This is a genomic window from Pseudarthrobacter sp. TE3704, from assembly GCF_056279405.1.
In genome coordinates this window covers 28,205-41,749 of record NZ_JBWCCJ010000010.1, presented here as the reverse complement: position 1 = coordinate 41,749, position 13,545 = coordinate 28,205, and the positions used below count along the sequence as shown (strand labels likewise).

Here is a 13,545-nt window from a genome sequence, read left to right as displayed (position 1 = left end):
CCCGCACCTAAACCGCGGCCATTCCTGCGGAGACGAAGCAGATGGACCGGCTACGGCTCAGCCTGTGTCAAGAGCCATGCTGCGTCCATGTCCGGCTTGGGCTTTGACCGGCGAACCTTGCGCACCAGGACGATGAACGGCAGGAGCAGTAATTGGAGAACACCTGCTGCAATCAACAGCACAACGATGAGGACGACGATGGGTAAGTACAGCATGAACACGCCGGCAAGGGTGGCAAAGTATCCGAAAGTGAATCCGAGGATTGTCCCGGTATCCATGTCTCCCCCAAAGAACTGATCACTGTGAACCGGAAGTTTGCGTTGTTGTTGGCGGTTCGACGCCTCGGACCGCCCTTTATGTGCGGACTTTCCTGACACCCGGCCTCCGGTGCCGGGCTGGATGGTGGCCGGTTATGGGGTGTACCCCGCGCCAAGGCCTGTAGGGGAGTTCGCTGTCCGGGCCGGCGGGAGGGGCAGCCGAAGCCACCAGCGACGACCCTTTGCGGCGGCGCCGCAACCGTAGGAGTACGAAGACCGTTAATCCCATCCAAGCGAAAGCTGCACCGAAGATTAGGACTACTGACGGGATCGTACCCATGACTGAGTTTAGGCCCGAAACGGGCTGCATCCTCTACCCGTTTTCTCAGTGCTGACTACTCGTCATACCGGCGCTGGTACCTACTGCGGAGGTCTTCCAGTCCGGGCCAAACACCCTTTCTTCTGTCACGCCGCCGGCCGTAGGCTATGGGCATCCATCCCATACAGGAGGCATCCATGCGTACGGCAGAACCCATGACTGAAACCGAGCAGCTCCACCATCTTTTGGAAAACCTCACCACCCGTCTGGCCAGGGGCAGGGAATGGGCCACCCCTGGTGTGCAGGCTGCTCTGCAAAGAGCGGTGGCTGGCCTGGATACCGGCATCGAAACCGCGTCCCCGCGCCTGCAAATGCTTTTGCGCGGGCTGGCGGACGAGCTTGCAGGCGGTGTGGAGACGCTGACTCCCCGGGTGCGGGAACAGCTGAAGCGTGTGGGGCCGAAAGCCACTGCTGAGGTCCCGGTGGAAGCGGGTAAGTCGGCAGCCAGGAGATGGTGGTGGATCGGCGCGATGCTGCTCGCGGCGGGGGCCGGGGTGGGCGTGTGGCGCTCCCTGCAGGCATCAGGGGAAGAGTCTGCGCCCTCGCTAACTGTGCAGACGGGGAAAACCACTTCTGATGATGACCCCGAACTCGCCGCTGGACGGATTTGAGGTGAGCGGCTTGCCAGATCAATAGTAAGCGTGCTTAGTATTGATCTGGCAAAAAGCCAAAGGCCCTGAAATCAATCCAAGGAGACACTATGTTCGCCAAGGAAAACATTGACACCCTGCTCAACGCCGGCGGTAACGTCCTGAGTGGTGACGGGAACAAGATCGGTTCCATCGGCCAGGTCTACGCCGATGATGAGACAGGCCAGCCCTCCTTCGTCACTGTAAAGACCGGGCTTTTCGGCTCGTCCGAATCGTTCGTCCCGCTGGAAGGTGCACGCACCGAGGGCAACGACATCGTCGTGCCTTATGGCAAGGACCAGGTCAAGGATGCGCCGCGCGTTGCTGAAGACGGCCACCTCGAACCTACTGAGGAAGATCGGCTGTACACCTACTACAACCTCGGTGGTGGTACCTCCTACAGCGGCACCACCACCCGGACCGGCACAGCCGACACCGGCGAACGGACGGGCACCGTGGGTCATGACACCTCTGGCCCAACGACTGATGATGCTATGACCCGCTCCGAAGAGCGGCTCCACGTCGGCACCGAAAAGCAGGCTGCAGGCCGGGCCCGGCTTCGCAAGTACGTCATCACCGAGAACGTCACCAAGACCGTACCGGTGCAGCGTGAAGAAGTCAGGATCGAGCGCGAGCCCATCACGGACGCGAACGTGGGCGCCGCGATGGATGGACCCGCGATCAGCGAGGAAGAACACGAAGTCATCCTCCACGAAGAACGCCCCGTGGTGGAAAAGGAGACCGTCCCGGTCGAACGGGTCCGCCTGGACAAGGACACCGTGACCGAAAACGTCACCGTCAACGAGGAAGTCCGCAAGGAAAACATCGACACCGACGGAACCCACGGCACCCGCCGCTAAACAAATCTGCGCTCAAAGGCCCGGGGAGTAAGCCCGGGCCTTTGGCGTGCCCGGCCAGACGGCAGGGCTCCCGCCGCCGGTTGGGATAACGAACCTTCCTAAGGAACTGAGGGACGATTTCTGGCTGCAAGGGCGGCGAGGTCGCGGATCAGCCGCTGGACTTCATGTTCCCGGCCTCTTCGGGGCGGGGTCTGTTGCGCCGCGCACGGCCTTACCAAGCGGCTCTTAGGCGGAACTGGAACAGGAGCTGACGCTCGCGGCTCCATCGACGGCCTCGATTCCTTCGCCCCGACCGAGTTATTTATGCCCATACGTCCCCCTCGACGTAGTTGTTCTGCTGCCCTGTAAAAACACTTTAGGAAGCCAGAGGACTGTGCGGAAGCGAGTATGTCCACCATCGAGACTTATTGTGCCGATCTTGATCCTTCGCTGCGCTAAAGGGGCATCTGCGGGCAATCAGCCACCGAATGCGGAGCCGGCGACGGCTGGGGGAGGCGTTCGTGGTCTCAGGCGAACGCCCACGTCGCCGGCTCCAGTCATCACCATATGGCCCCTGCCTTAGGGGAGCCCGAGTAATTGATACGCGTTTCGTGAACCCGAAGTACCTGCCCAAAGGTTTGTGGTGGTTACTCGAGCGAACGAAGGAACGTCCTCACCTCGGCATTGAAGGCATCGGCGGCCTCTATGTTGCTCAGGTGCCCGACGCCGGGGAGTACGACGAGCTGCGATGCGGGAATTTTCGCGTGAAGCTCCTTCCCGACCGCCAGCGGCGACCGCACGTCGAGGTCACCATGCAGCACCAGCGTCGGGATGTCGATGTCAGGGAGGATGCCGCGAAGGTCGGCATTTGCCATCGCCCGAAGCATCGTCAGACTGCCTCGCGGGTGAATACCGGACATCAGCGCGAGTGTCTGTTCCGCCATTTCCCGCGGTGCAGACTCAGTGAGCATGCCGGGCAGGTACTTGGGCAGCCAGTCCTCAGGAGGCTGTGTGACGTCCTCGCTGATCATCTGAACGCGCCGCTGCACCTCGTCGGCTGGGAGGGAGCCGGCCCAGCCGGCATACGCCCCCGCCAGGATCAGGCTTCTGGGCAGGCTCGGGTGCCGCCCATAGAGCGCCAAGGCGAGTGCTCCACCGAACGAAAGGCCCAGGACATGCGGGCGAGGCAGACCAAGCGCCCTCACAAACCCGGCCAGGGTGTCGGCGTAGTCGTCCATGCAGAAGGACTCGGGCGGATCATTGGATCCTCCGCTGCCCGGAGCGTCCCAGGCGACGAGATTGAACTCGTCACCGAGAGCGTCGAACTGCGGGCCCCAGGATCGGCTGTCAAAACCAAAGCCCCCATGAAGAAGGATGAGGGGTTCGCCCGATCCCGCAACCCGATAGTTGATTTTGAGGCCGCACACGGTAACTGCGCCCATGTACGTAGCTTGGCATCCGGCCGCCAAGCCTGGCAACGCTGCCCAGACGACGCTCCGGGCTGTTACGTCTCGGTCCAGGTCGCTGCAGCTACCCCGTACTCCGGCCGGCCGGCGGGCCGGTACTTCTGGATGACGAGGCCGCGGGATGTAGTGGACGACTCCAGCAGCTCGAGCCTGTAGTCCGGCCCGGACTCCGGGAACAGCCTGTTGCCCTGTCCGATGACCACGGGATAGACAGTCAGGTCGAGTTGGTCCACGAAATTGTTGGCAAGCAACCAGCGGACGAGGGAGAGGCTGCCTGGCACAACCAGGTCGCCCTCCCCCTCCTCTTTCAGCTTCCGAACATGTGATGCAATGTCACCGGTCAGGACAGTCGTCGGTTCCCACTGCGGGTGGGAAAGCGTGGTTGATACGACGTACTTCGGGCGGTTGTTCAGCGCCGCAGCGACCGGATCTTCCGTAGCGTCGGCCATCCCCGAACCCCAGGAACCGGCGAAGACCTCGTACGTCCACCTGCCGAAGAGGAATGCGGCGGCGTTGCCGTATACCTCGTTGAGGTAGTTGCGGGACTCGGGGTCCAGCAGGGGCCCGGCCCAGCCCCCGCGTTCGAAGCCGCCCCGACGATCCTCATCGGGACTACCGAGGCCTTGCATGACGCCATCGACGGTGACGTTCATGGTGACTTTCAATTCCATGTCCTGCTCACTTTCTCCGGCGATAGGTACAGGTGCGGGATGTAAACGGGATTGTGTCAGCCCGACCAGTTTCCACCCTGCGGTTGAGGCACCGCTACCTATGCGGTCCGTCGTCATGAAGGTGTGCTTATCAAGCGGGACTCCTGGCCCGCGCTTCTATCCCGAAAACCTGGACTCGGCGGCTGGCACGAGCCGGTAGGCGAAGCGGCCGTGCACACCGTCATCCGGGCTCATCGTGAGGTCTGCTCCCTCAGTGGGCAGCTGCATGGGCGTTATGACGGCCTGCCCGTCGCACGGGACCCGCACGGGGGCAAGGACTTCAGCACCCGCCGACGTGGACACGGACAGCTCAGCAAAGCTCGGTCCTGTGCAGACGAAGTGCAGTTCGTACTCGCCCGGTTCAGCCATGAGCGTTCCCGTGCTGGTCGTGTTGCCGCCGCTGGTACCGCGCAACTCTCCCGGCAAACGCGGCTGCAGCTGCTCCGCTGACCACTCGGACAAGTCCTCCAGCTCCGAAGCCCTGCGGTCCGGGTTGGTCTGCACCTTGACCCCCGTTGCGGACGGCTTGCCCACAGGCGGGACCGCACTGATGGTGATGGGTCCGCCGCGGTGCCTGTGAAACCGGTCCAGCGCAGAGTCGCACTCAAAGGCCGATGCCTCCGGCACGCCGTCAGCCCCCACAATGGTGAGCTTTGCTCCGTGCACCCCGGCGCAGGCGCCTGTAATCATGTAGTCTCCGGGCGCCAGATCCAGCGTCAGTTTGCCCGCCGGCTCCGCCTCGGACGGCATGCCGGGGTCCGCCGGGGAAGCCTCGAGCAGGCGCACCACTTCATCGACGTTTTCCTCGAAGGACCGCGGCTGCGGTGTTGCCGCCGGCGGGGACGCCGCAGCCGCCTGATCCTCCGGCCCGGCGTACTCACAGCCGGCAAGGGCAACCGCCAGAACGGCCACACCGAACAAAAGTCCCCCGCGCCGTGCCGGCGCTCCCCCATGAGCTGACATGGGTCCGAGTCTATGGCCTGCCGCCTCCGGCAGTGCCAGTATGTGGAGGATCAGGTTCACTCCAGGTGCCCCGTCCGGGCAGCAAGGACGCGCGATTCATGACGTATGTAACCGCTTTGGCCGACGTGGGACCCGACGACCTCTCCGTGGCCGGCGGCAAGGCCGTCGGATTGGGCGGCCTCATCCAGACCGGGCTTCCGGTGCCGCCGGGGTTCGTCCTGACCACCGCCGCCTACGCTGATTTCGTCGCTGACAACGACCTTGCGACGGCGATCCAAGACGTGGCCGCACTGCCGCCGCAGGCGTCGCCGCAGGACTACGAGGACGCCTCGGATCAGATCCGCGCCCTCTTCACGAGCGGCGCCATGCCGGCCCGGATCGCAACAGAATTAAACGCAGCCTACGGGCGTCTCGACGGCAAAGACGCAGCAGTGGCGGTGCGCTCCTCCGCCACCGCCGAGGACCTCGCCTCGGCCAGCTTCGCCGGGCAGCAGGAAACCTACCTGAACGTCCGCGGCGCGGAGGCCCTGGCGGAAGCGGTGATCCGCTGCTGGGCCTCCCTCTGGACGGCCCGCGCCATGGCCTACCGTGCCCGCGAAGGCGTGGCACCGGACGAGGTGCGCCTCGCCGTCGTGATCCAGCTGAAGGTGGAGGCCGGGGCCGCCGGGGTCATGTTCACCGCCAACCCCGCCAACGGGCGGCGGGACCAGACGGTGATCAGTGCCGCGTGGGGCCTGGGCGAATCGGTGGCGAGCGGGACGGTCACCACCGATGACGTGGTGGTCGACGCCGGGACCGGCACCGTGGTCTCCCGGCAGACAGCCGACAAGGACGTTATGACCGTCTACGCGGAGAACGGGACCCGGGAGCAGCCGGTGGCGGCAGCCCGCCGTCGTGAGCCCGTCCTTGATGACAGCGCGGCGGCCGAGCTGGCCGGGTACGGACAGCGGATCACGGAGCATTTCGGGACGCCGCAGGACATCGAGTGGGCGCGCACCGCAGACGGTTTCTTCATCCTGCAGTCCCGCCCCATCACGGCGCTGCCGGACCCGGCGGCCGACACCCCGGAGACCTGGCCCCTGCCCTATGCCAAGGGGCTCTACTTCCGCGCGAGCATCGTGGAACAGCTGCCCGATCCGCTCTCACCGCTGTTCGCCGACATGGTTGACGGGTCCGTGGCGCGGTCGCTGAAAGCCCTGCTGGCTGAGGCCCTGGGCAAGAACGTGATCCGCGACGGCGACGTCGGGCTGCCCACCATCAACGGCTACGCCTACTACTATTACCGCACCTCCGGCATGTGGCGGATGATGGGCAAAGCGCCGGCGGCCGTAGGGGCGCTGGCCCGCGGCAAGGCGCACATGGGAGTGGCCGGCTGGCGCGAGTTCTCCCATCCCCGGTACGAGCGGCTGATCAAAGACTGGTCCGCGATGCCGCCCGCGCAGCTCACCGGCGCGGAACTGCTGGCGGGCGTGCAGGCGCTGCTGGATGCCGGCACCGTGTACTACACAGCCGTGCAGTCCATCATTCCGCTCGCCGCCACCAGCGAGCTCTCCTTCCGGGCGTTCTACGACAAGCTGGTCCGGCGTGATGGCGATCCCCCGGCCCAGACATTCCTCCTCGGCTATGACAGCGAACCCATCCGCGCGGAGAAGTCCCTGTACGACCTCGCCGGCTGGGCCCGCAGCGACCCCGGGCTGACGACTGCTTTGCTGGAACGGCCGACGGCGGAACTCGCCGAGCGCCAGCGCACCGGTTCCGCGCCCGAAGGTGTGGACGGAGTCCTGTGGCAGGAATGGCGTATCGCCTTCCAGGAGCATCTGGCCCTCTACGGCCACGCCGTCTACAACCTGGACTTCGCCAGCCCCGTGCCAGCCGACGATCCGTCCGCCCTGCTGGAGACGGTGAAGTTCTACCTGCGCGGGCAGGGCACCGACCCGCATGAGCGGCAGCGGCTCTCCACCGAACGCCGGGAGGAGCTCACCCGCCAGATGGTTGCCCGGCTTGGACCGCGCCGCCGGGCCGCGTTCCTCCGGCTGCTCCGCTGGGCCCAGGAGACGGCGCCGATCCGCGAAGACGCACTGGCCGACGTCGGGCTTGCCTGGCCGCTGCTGCGGCGGATGCTGCTGGAACTCGGGACCCGGCTGGTGGGTTCCGACGTCATCGCGGGGGCGGACGACGTGTTCTGGCTGCGCTACCAGGAGCTGCGGAGCGCCGTCGAATTCGGCCTCGCTGATGCCGCGGCCGGGGCGGGCGTGACCATTTCTGGAGCCGGCCGGCCCGTCCGCGCCGCCGCCGTCGAGGAACGCCGGATGCTCTGGCGCGGCCAGGCGAAGGCCGCCGCCCCGCAGATGCTGCCCGAGAGCCGGTGGATGGAACGGGCCTTCGGGTCCATGATGCCGGCAGGCTCGCAGCACCAGCACGGCGACGTCATCAAGGGCGCCGGGGCCAGCGCGGGCCGGGTCACCGCTCCCGCGCGCGTCCTGGCCGGGCCCCAGGACTTCGGTCAGATGGAGCCCGGGGACGTCCTGGTGGCCCGCATTACCACTCCCGCGTGGACGTCACTCTTCGCGATGGCCTCCGCTGTTGTGACCGACGTTGGGGGACCACTGAGCCACAGTTCCATCGTGGCCCGCGAGTACGGCATCCCCGCCGTCCTCGGCACCGGAGTTGCCACGCAGCGGCTTGCCACCGGCCAGCGGATCACGGTGGATGGCGACGCCGGGACGGTCACCCCCGAGCGGCAGGCCGGGAACGGTAGTGCTCGGCCAGCCTCGCCAGGCCCTCATCGATGGAGACGTCGGGGGTCCAGCTGAGAAGCTCCCGGGTTTCGCGCTGGTCGAACCAGTGGGCGGTGGAGAGCTGCTCGGCGAGGAACCTGGTCATCGGTGGCTCCTGTTGCCGTCCGGCCCAGGTCCACAGTTTTTCCACCACCGCTCCCGCCGCCCGCGCCACAACACCGGGCACGGACCACGACGGCGCGGGGACGCCTCCCGCGGCGCAGATGCCCGCCAGCAGCTCACCCACCGGGCGGGGCTCCCCGTTGCTGACCACCAGGGCCCTGCCGTGGACGTGGTCCATGCGGTGGAGCGCGGCGACGATAGCCGCGGCGGCGTTGTCCACGTACGTGGTGTCGATCAGGGCCGCGCCGGCATCGAGCAGCGGCAGGCGCTTACGGCTGGCGCGGGCCAGGACCCGTTCCACCAGCTGGGTGTCCCCCGGGCCCCAGACGATGTGGGGGCGCACCGCTGTGACCCGGAAATCAGGTGCGTCCGCTGCCAGCGCCAGCAGCTCCGCCTCAGCCTTGGTGCGGGAGTAGTCCCCGTGGGCGTGCTCCGGGTCCGCCGGGTCCGCGCCCAGCCCCGCGATGGCGGCGCCGGAGTTGGCGACGGACGGGGAGGACACGAACACCACGTCCCGCACCCCGGCCGCACGGGCGGCATGGAACAGGCGGCGGGTTCCTTCGACGTTGACCTCGTCGAACTCAGCGGCACGGCCCGTGAAGGAAACTTTGGCGGCCAGGTGGATGACCCCTTCGGCGCCCTGGACTGCTTCCCGGAGCGCTTCACCGTCCGTGACGGACCCCCTGACGTCTGTGGCGCCGTCGACCCCTGACGGACGGCGCTGGAAGGTGGCCACGTCATGGCCCTGGCGCACCAGCAGCCGGGCAACTTTTCCCCCCAGCAGCCCGCTTGCCCCGGTGACGAGGACCCTCACGGCTTTCCCGGACGGCCGCCGGCCAACACCCGCGACGCCCAGCGGGACAGCCGGGTCCTGTCGATCTTGGCGTTGTGCCGGATGTCGGTGGGCTGGGCGGGGACCTCGAGCACGGCCGAGACCTCGACGCCGGACTCAAGGGCTGCCCTCCGCACATCCCCGGCCAACTGCGTCCCGGCAGGGCCGGCTTTCCGTGCGGGAGGAACGGTCTCGACGACGGCGACCACGGCCTGGGTGCCAGCAGGTCCCACCCCGGCGATCGCCGCCAGCCGGACGCCGTCGAGCCGTTCGATGGCCTGTTCGGCGCCCACCGGCGTCACCACTCCTCCGGGCGAAGTGACCACGTGGGCGAGGCGTCCCTCCACCCAGAGCCGGCCGGCGGCGTCGAAGTGCCCCACGTCGCCGGTGCGGTGCCATCCGGGCAGGCGGTTGCTCTCCTGCTGCGTCAGCCAGAGCCTGTCGTACGCTTCCTTGACGTGCGGGGCGCTGACCAGGATCTCGCCGGTGACGCCGGGCTCCGTTACGGGGTGGGACCCGGGTGCGGTGCCGTCCGCTGCCAGCGGGACGACGGCCACCCGGGCGCCGTGCACCGGCCACCCCACGCACACGCCGTTGCCTGCTCCCGCTACGGCGCTGGCAGAAGTCTCAGCACCAGCAGAACTCTCAGTGCCGGCGGCAGCATCGGCGTCGGCGGCTTGGATCTGTCCCAGGCTGATGTCCGTGACGGGCAGCGCCTCGGTCATTCCGTACGGGGTATGCAGCGAGGCGCCGGGCAGCAGCCGCTGCACCTCGGCCAGGAGCGGTTGCGGGACAGGCGCGCCGGCGGACAGGAGCAACCCGATACCTTCCAGCGCTCTTCGACCTGCGGCACTCACACCACCCCGGGTGGCAAGGACATTCCGCAAAGCCGCCGGCGAGGCGAAGACCACGGTGGCGTCGATGGCCGCGGCGGCGTCGGCGAGGGCGCTGGCCGTCAGGGTGCGGGGCGCCGTAACGTCCATGGCGGGCGTCACCGATACCGCTCCAAGCGCCGGCCCCAGCAGGGCGAACGGGGCGAAGCCCGCCACCAGCCGGGCGCCGGAAGGGATGCCGAAGGTTTCTGCCACCGTGTCCCGCATCGCAGCCAGCTTCCGGTGCGTATAGAGCACGCCTTTGGCGGGGCCGGTGGAGCCTGACGTGAAGAGGACGGCGGCCGGGGCATCCGGATCCACGCCGTCCACCAACTGCCGACTGCTGCGGCCGGCACCGGAACGCGTCAGGGCCTCAAGGGAGTTTTCGACCCCCAGCATCCGATGGCGGGCGGCCGGGAGGTCCCGCACGCTGATCCGCCGTCCCGGCCAGCCGAGCACCGAGGCCGCCGCCAGCGCCTTGTCGATGCCGATGAGGACGTCGGGGGTGGCACCTTTCACGGCGCGGCTGAGGCCCTTGGTTCCCAGTCCGGCGTCGGCCACCACCACCACGGCGCCCAGACGCAGGCACGCGTACAGGGCTACGGTCAGGTCCACGCCGGGCGGAACCATCAGGCTGACCCGGCTGCCGCTTCCCACTCCGACGTCCCGCAGCCCCGCGGCGAGGTCCAGGATGTTCCGGTCCAGCTGCCGCCAGCTGAGCGAGCGGGCCACTGTGCCGTCCGGCGCCATTTCCGCGACGGCGGTATCGGCTCCGGCCGGGCCCGCTGCCTGCTCTTCAAGCAGGTCCCACAGGGGCCGGAATTCCGACGGCGGCGGCTTGGCTGTGTCCTTCGGCCACTGGCTCCCGGCCGTAATGGCTTCCGCTTCCGGGGATCTGCTGTCGTGTGCACCTATGTTTCCGGCAAGCCACTGGAAAACCGGCGCGGCAATGTTCCGGTCTTCTGCCACGAGGTGGCCGGCGCCTTCGAAGCGGTGCACGTCGGCGTGGGGAAGCCGGGTGATGAGGTCCTTGAGGTACCGGTCCGAAAAGATGGGATCCTTGGGACCCCAGAGCATCAGCGCGGGCACTTTCAATCCGTGGAGCCCTTCCGCCACGCCGCTGAGCGCCGGGAAGCTGGGGTGGGAGGCGTCCACGGGGATGTCCGCTACAAAGTTTCCCACGCCGGCCCGTCTGTCGGCTCCCCGGTAGGGGGCCATGTAGGCGTTGCGGATGTCGGCGGGCAGCGGCGGGTGTGCCAAGGAGTGGGTCACCCGCAGAAAGGCGTCCGACGTCGTTGTTCCCCACTGGTGCACGGCGGGGTGCAGGGCAAGCCGCAGGGCCGGCGGGATGTCCGACCCCGCGGGCTGGTGGACGGCCGTGTTGGTCAGCACCACCCCGGCGAGGTGCTGCGGGTGTGCCAGGGCCCAGCCCAGGCTGATCACCCCGCCCCAGTCGTGGCCCACCGTCACCACAGGCCCGTCCAGGCCAAGTGCGTCCGTCAGGTCACCGAGGTCGTTGATCCGGTCCGCCAAGCGGCGGAAGGTGCCGGTGCGCTCCGAGAAGCCCATATCCAGCTGGTCCACCGCAATAACGCGCCATGGGTGGTCCGGATCCGATCCCGCTGCCAGCAGCGTCCGCCACAGGTAGGACCAGGTGGGGTTGCCATGCACGCAGAGCAGGGTGCCGGCGGGGGCCAGGCCGAGCCGGGCGAGCTGTGCGCCGTTGTCCAGCAGATGCCAGCGGCGCACCGTGCCGGGCGCATCGGTCCCGGACGTGGACACGACATCGACGTCGCGCGACCACTCCGGATCGACGCCAGGCCAGCCTGCGGCTACCAAACGATTTCCATCATGGCGGTGTTCAGCCCGGACCCGACGCCCATGCAGAGCACGCGGTCCCCCGCTTCAAGGGATTGCGCCTCGGCGGCGAGGGTCATGGGGAGCGACGCCGGGCCCACGTTGCCCCAGTGCGGGAAGGTGATGGGCACCTTGGCCGGATCCAGGTCGATGGCGTCGATGATGGCCTGCGTGTAGGCGTTGCTCACCTGGTGCGTGACGTAACGGTCCATGTCCGTCCAGTCCCACTCCGGACGCGCTTCGTGCCAGGCGTCGACCACAAGCTGCAGGCCGCCGTCGAGCAGGCCCTTCGTGTCCGTGGCCATGCCGTCAATGCCGCCCACGCACAACTCATGGTGTTCGGTGCCCGCGCGCATCACACCGCCGACGATCCGGTGCGCACCCGGGTGCTGGTCCGCCGGGCCCAGGACGGCGGCGGCAGCTCCGGAGCCCAGGGTGAGCGTGGCGAACTCGCGGTTGAAGTCCTCGCGCGTGGTCTCGGGCCGCTGGAGACGGGCCAGCGTGGCCTCCTGCGTGGCCTCGGCATCCTCGGCGTTGACGATCATGGCGTACTTGATCTGGCCGGAGTCGATCATGTTGGCCGCCAACGTCAGGCCGTTCACGAAGCCCAGGCAGGCGTTGGCCAGGTCGAAGTTCATGGCCGACGACGGCAACCCCAGCCCGTGGTGGATCTTCACCGCGACGGACGGCTCAAGGTTCCGCCGCGTGACCGAGGTGTTGATCAGCAGGCCGACGTCGGACGGTTCCACTCCGGCCTCGGCCAGGGCCTTCGCACCCGCTTCCGTGGCAGCATCATCGAACGACGTCCCGGCCGCCCACCAGCGCCGGTGTGTGACGCCTGCAACACGCTCAAGAAGCCGGGGCGGGAACTTGAGCCGGTGCAGGGTGGACGCCAACCTGCGGTCGAAATCCGTGGAACTCACAATCCGTGGAGCTTCGACACTGCTCACCGAAAGCAACGCTGTGTTGCTGTGCCGGAAGGTTGCATTTCCTGCCAATTCAAGCCCCTGTTCGTTTCCGTCCTGCAGCCATGCGCTGACAGTACGTTAGCCGACTGACCCGAAACGCGATGGTAAGCATGCTTAGGATATGTTACAGGCGCATCGGCGGGCCGCCAACCGGGAGTGGAAGAGCTGTTCGTGCGATGTCACGGGACAAGCCTGACGTTCCCGCCCCGGAGGCTGGTACGGAAGCCGTCATCCTGGACGGTGACGTCCTCGAGCACGAGGCCTTCGGGCAGGCCCTCGATGCTGTGTTCGATGGTGACGAATGTGCGCACGACGGCGGCGGTGGCGCCGGAGAGGAAGTCCGGCCCGCCCACATCGATTGAGCTGGGCTCGACAACGAGTTTGCCGCCCTCTACCTCCACATTGCCGGTGGCGGTGACGCGCAGTTCGCGGCCCAGGGCCTCGACGGTGCGGACCACAGTGGCCTGGCCACCGCCGGCGGGGCGGACCACGGACCCCCCGCCGAGCTCGTCGGCCACAACCTCGAAGGGTACCGTGGCATCCACCGCGAGCCGTGCGGCCACCAGCCCGTCCGGCCCAGTGATCACGTCCTGCCCCACGGCCCGGACGTCACGGAGCGTTGAGCCCGAAGCCACCACTGTCCCGGCGTCCAGCTCGATGTCGGCAAGCCACACCTCGTCCCCGCCCAGGCCGGCCGGAGGCTCGGCATCTGACCCACGCTCGGTACCCCCGGTTGACGGCGGCACGGGGTTCGCCTCACCCCCGCCGGCCGGACTGCTCGCCACCCACCACATGATCGCCACCGCGACCGCCAGGAGGAAAACCATCCCGCCGGCGCCGATCAGCCAATCCTTCGCACGTGTCCACTTCACT

11 protein-coding genes are annotated in these 13,545 nt (G+C 67.6%); 3 read left to right on the top strand and 8 right to left on the bottom strand.

The genetic code is table 11. The annotated features are described in order from the left end of the window. Positions 1–50: 50 nt before the first annotated feature. Complete coding sequence (locus ACZ9BC_RS20865; protein ID WP_476247606.1) at positions 51–278, bottom strand: hypothetical protein; 228 nt, start codon at positions 276–278, stop codon at positions 51–53. Positions 279–773: 495 nt separating this feature from the next. Here ACZ9BC_RS20865 and ACZ9BC_RS20860 point away from each other — a divergent pair, with 495 nt between their 5' ends. Beyond that, the gene (locus ACZ9BC_RS20860; RefSeq protein ID WP_476247605.1) at positions 774–1,247 is read left to right on the top strand and encodes a hypothetical protein; all 474 of its coding nucleotides are present in this window, start codon (positions 774–776) and stop codon (positions 1,245–1,247) included. 89 nt (positions 1,248–1,336) lie between these two features. Next, positions 1,337–2,125, top strand: coding sequence for a DUF2382 domain-containing protein (locus ACZ9BC_RS20855; protein WP_476247604.1), 789 nt, complete (start codon positions 1,337–1,339; stop codon positions 2,123–2,125). Between the two features lie 626 nt (positions 2,126–2,751). Here ACZ9BC_RS20855 and ACZ9BC_RS20850 read toward each other — a convergent pair. From ACZ9BC_RS20850 to ACZ9BC_RS20840, 3 genes are all read right to left on the bottom strand, one after another. Then, positions 2,752–3,546, bottom strand: a complete 795-nt coding sequence (locus ACZ9BC_RS20850; protein ID WP_476247603.1) for an alpha/beta fold hydrolase — start codon at positions 3,544–3,546, stop codon at positions 2,752–2,754. A gap of 62 nt (positions 3,547–3,608) precedes the next feature. Then, positions 3,609–4,241 carry a dihydrofolate reductase family protein gene (locus ACZ9BC_RS20845; protein WP_476247602.1) on the bottom strand — a complete coding sequence of 211 codons (633 nt, stop codon included), beginning with the start codon at positions 4,239–4,241 and terminating at the stop codon, positions 3,609–3,611. A 156-nt stretch (positions 4,242–4,397) separates the two neighbouring features. After that, positions 4,398–5,243, bottom strand: a complete 846-nt coding sequence (locus ACZ9BC_RS20840) for a hypothetical protein (RefSeq protein WP_476247601.1) — start codon at positions 5,241–5,243, stop codon at positions 4,398–4,400. A gap of 98 nt (positions 5,244–5,341) precedes the next feature. Between ACZ9BC_RS20840 and ACZ9BC_RS20835 the strand changes: the two genes are divergently transcribed. Then, positions 5,342–8,056, top strand: coding sequence for a PEP/pyruvate-binding domain-containing protein (locus tag ACZ9BC_RS20835; RefSeq protein ID WP_476247600.1), 2,715 nt, complete (start codon positions 5,342–5,344; stop codon positions 8,054–8,056). On the opposite strand, the gene ACZ9BC_RS20830 is transcribed toward ACZ9BC_RS20835, so the two are convergent. The 4 genes from ACZ9BC_RS20830 to ACZ9BC_RS20815 all read right to left on the bottom strand — a co-directional run bounded on the left by ACZ9BC_RS20830 (position 7,971) and on the right by ACZ9BC_RS20815 (position 13,544). Then, on the bottom strand, positions 7,971–8,957 hold the full coding sequence (locus ACZ9BC_RS20830; RefSeq protein ID WP_476247599.1) for an NAD-dependent epimerase/dehydratase family protein: 987 nt from the start codon (positions 8,955–8,957) through the stop codon (positions 7,971–7,973). The two genes, ACZ9BC_RS20835 and ACZ9BC_RS20830, sit on opposite strands and share 86 nt — an antisense overlap. After that, the gene (locus ACZ9BC_RS20825; RefSeq protein ID WP_476247598.1) at positions 8,954–11,686 is read right to left on the bottom strand and encodes an alpha/beta fold hydrolase; all 2,733 of its coding nucleotides are present in this window, start codon (positions 11,684–11,686) and stop codon (positions 8,954–8,956) included. The genes ACZ9BC_RS20830 and ACZ9BC_RS20825 overlap by 4 nt, the downstream gene beginning before the upstream one ends. After that, positions 11,680–12,702 carry a 3-oxoacyl-ACP synthase III gene (locus tag ACZ9BC_RS20820; RefSeq protein ID WP_476247597.1) on the bottom strand — a complete coding sequence of 341 codons (1,023 nt, stop codon included), beginning with the start codon at positions 12,700–12,702 and terminating at the stop codon, positions 11,680–11,682. The genes ACZ9BC_RS20825 and ACZ9BC_RS20820 overlap by 7 nt, the downstream gene beginning before the upstream one ends. 149 nt (positions 12,703–12,851) lie before the next feature. Beyond that, positions 12,852–13,544, bottom strand: a complete 693-nt coding sequence (locus tag ACZ9BC_RS20815) for an LmeA family phospholipid-binding protein (protein WP_476247596.1) — start codon at positions 13,542–13,544, stop codon at positions 12,852–12,854. Position 13,545: the final 1 nt, after the last annotated feature.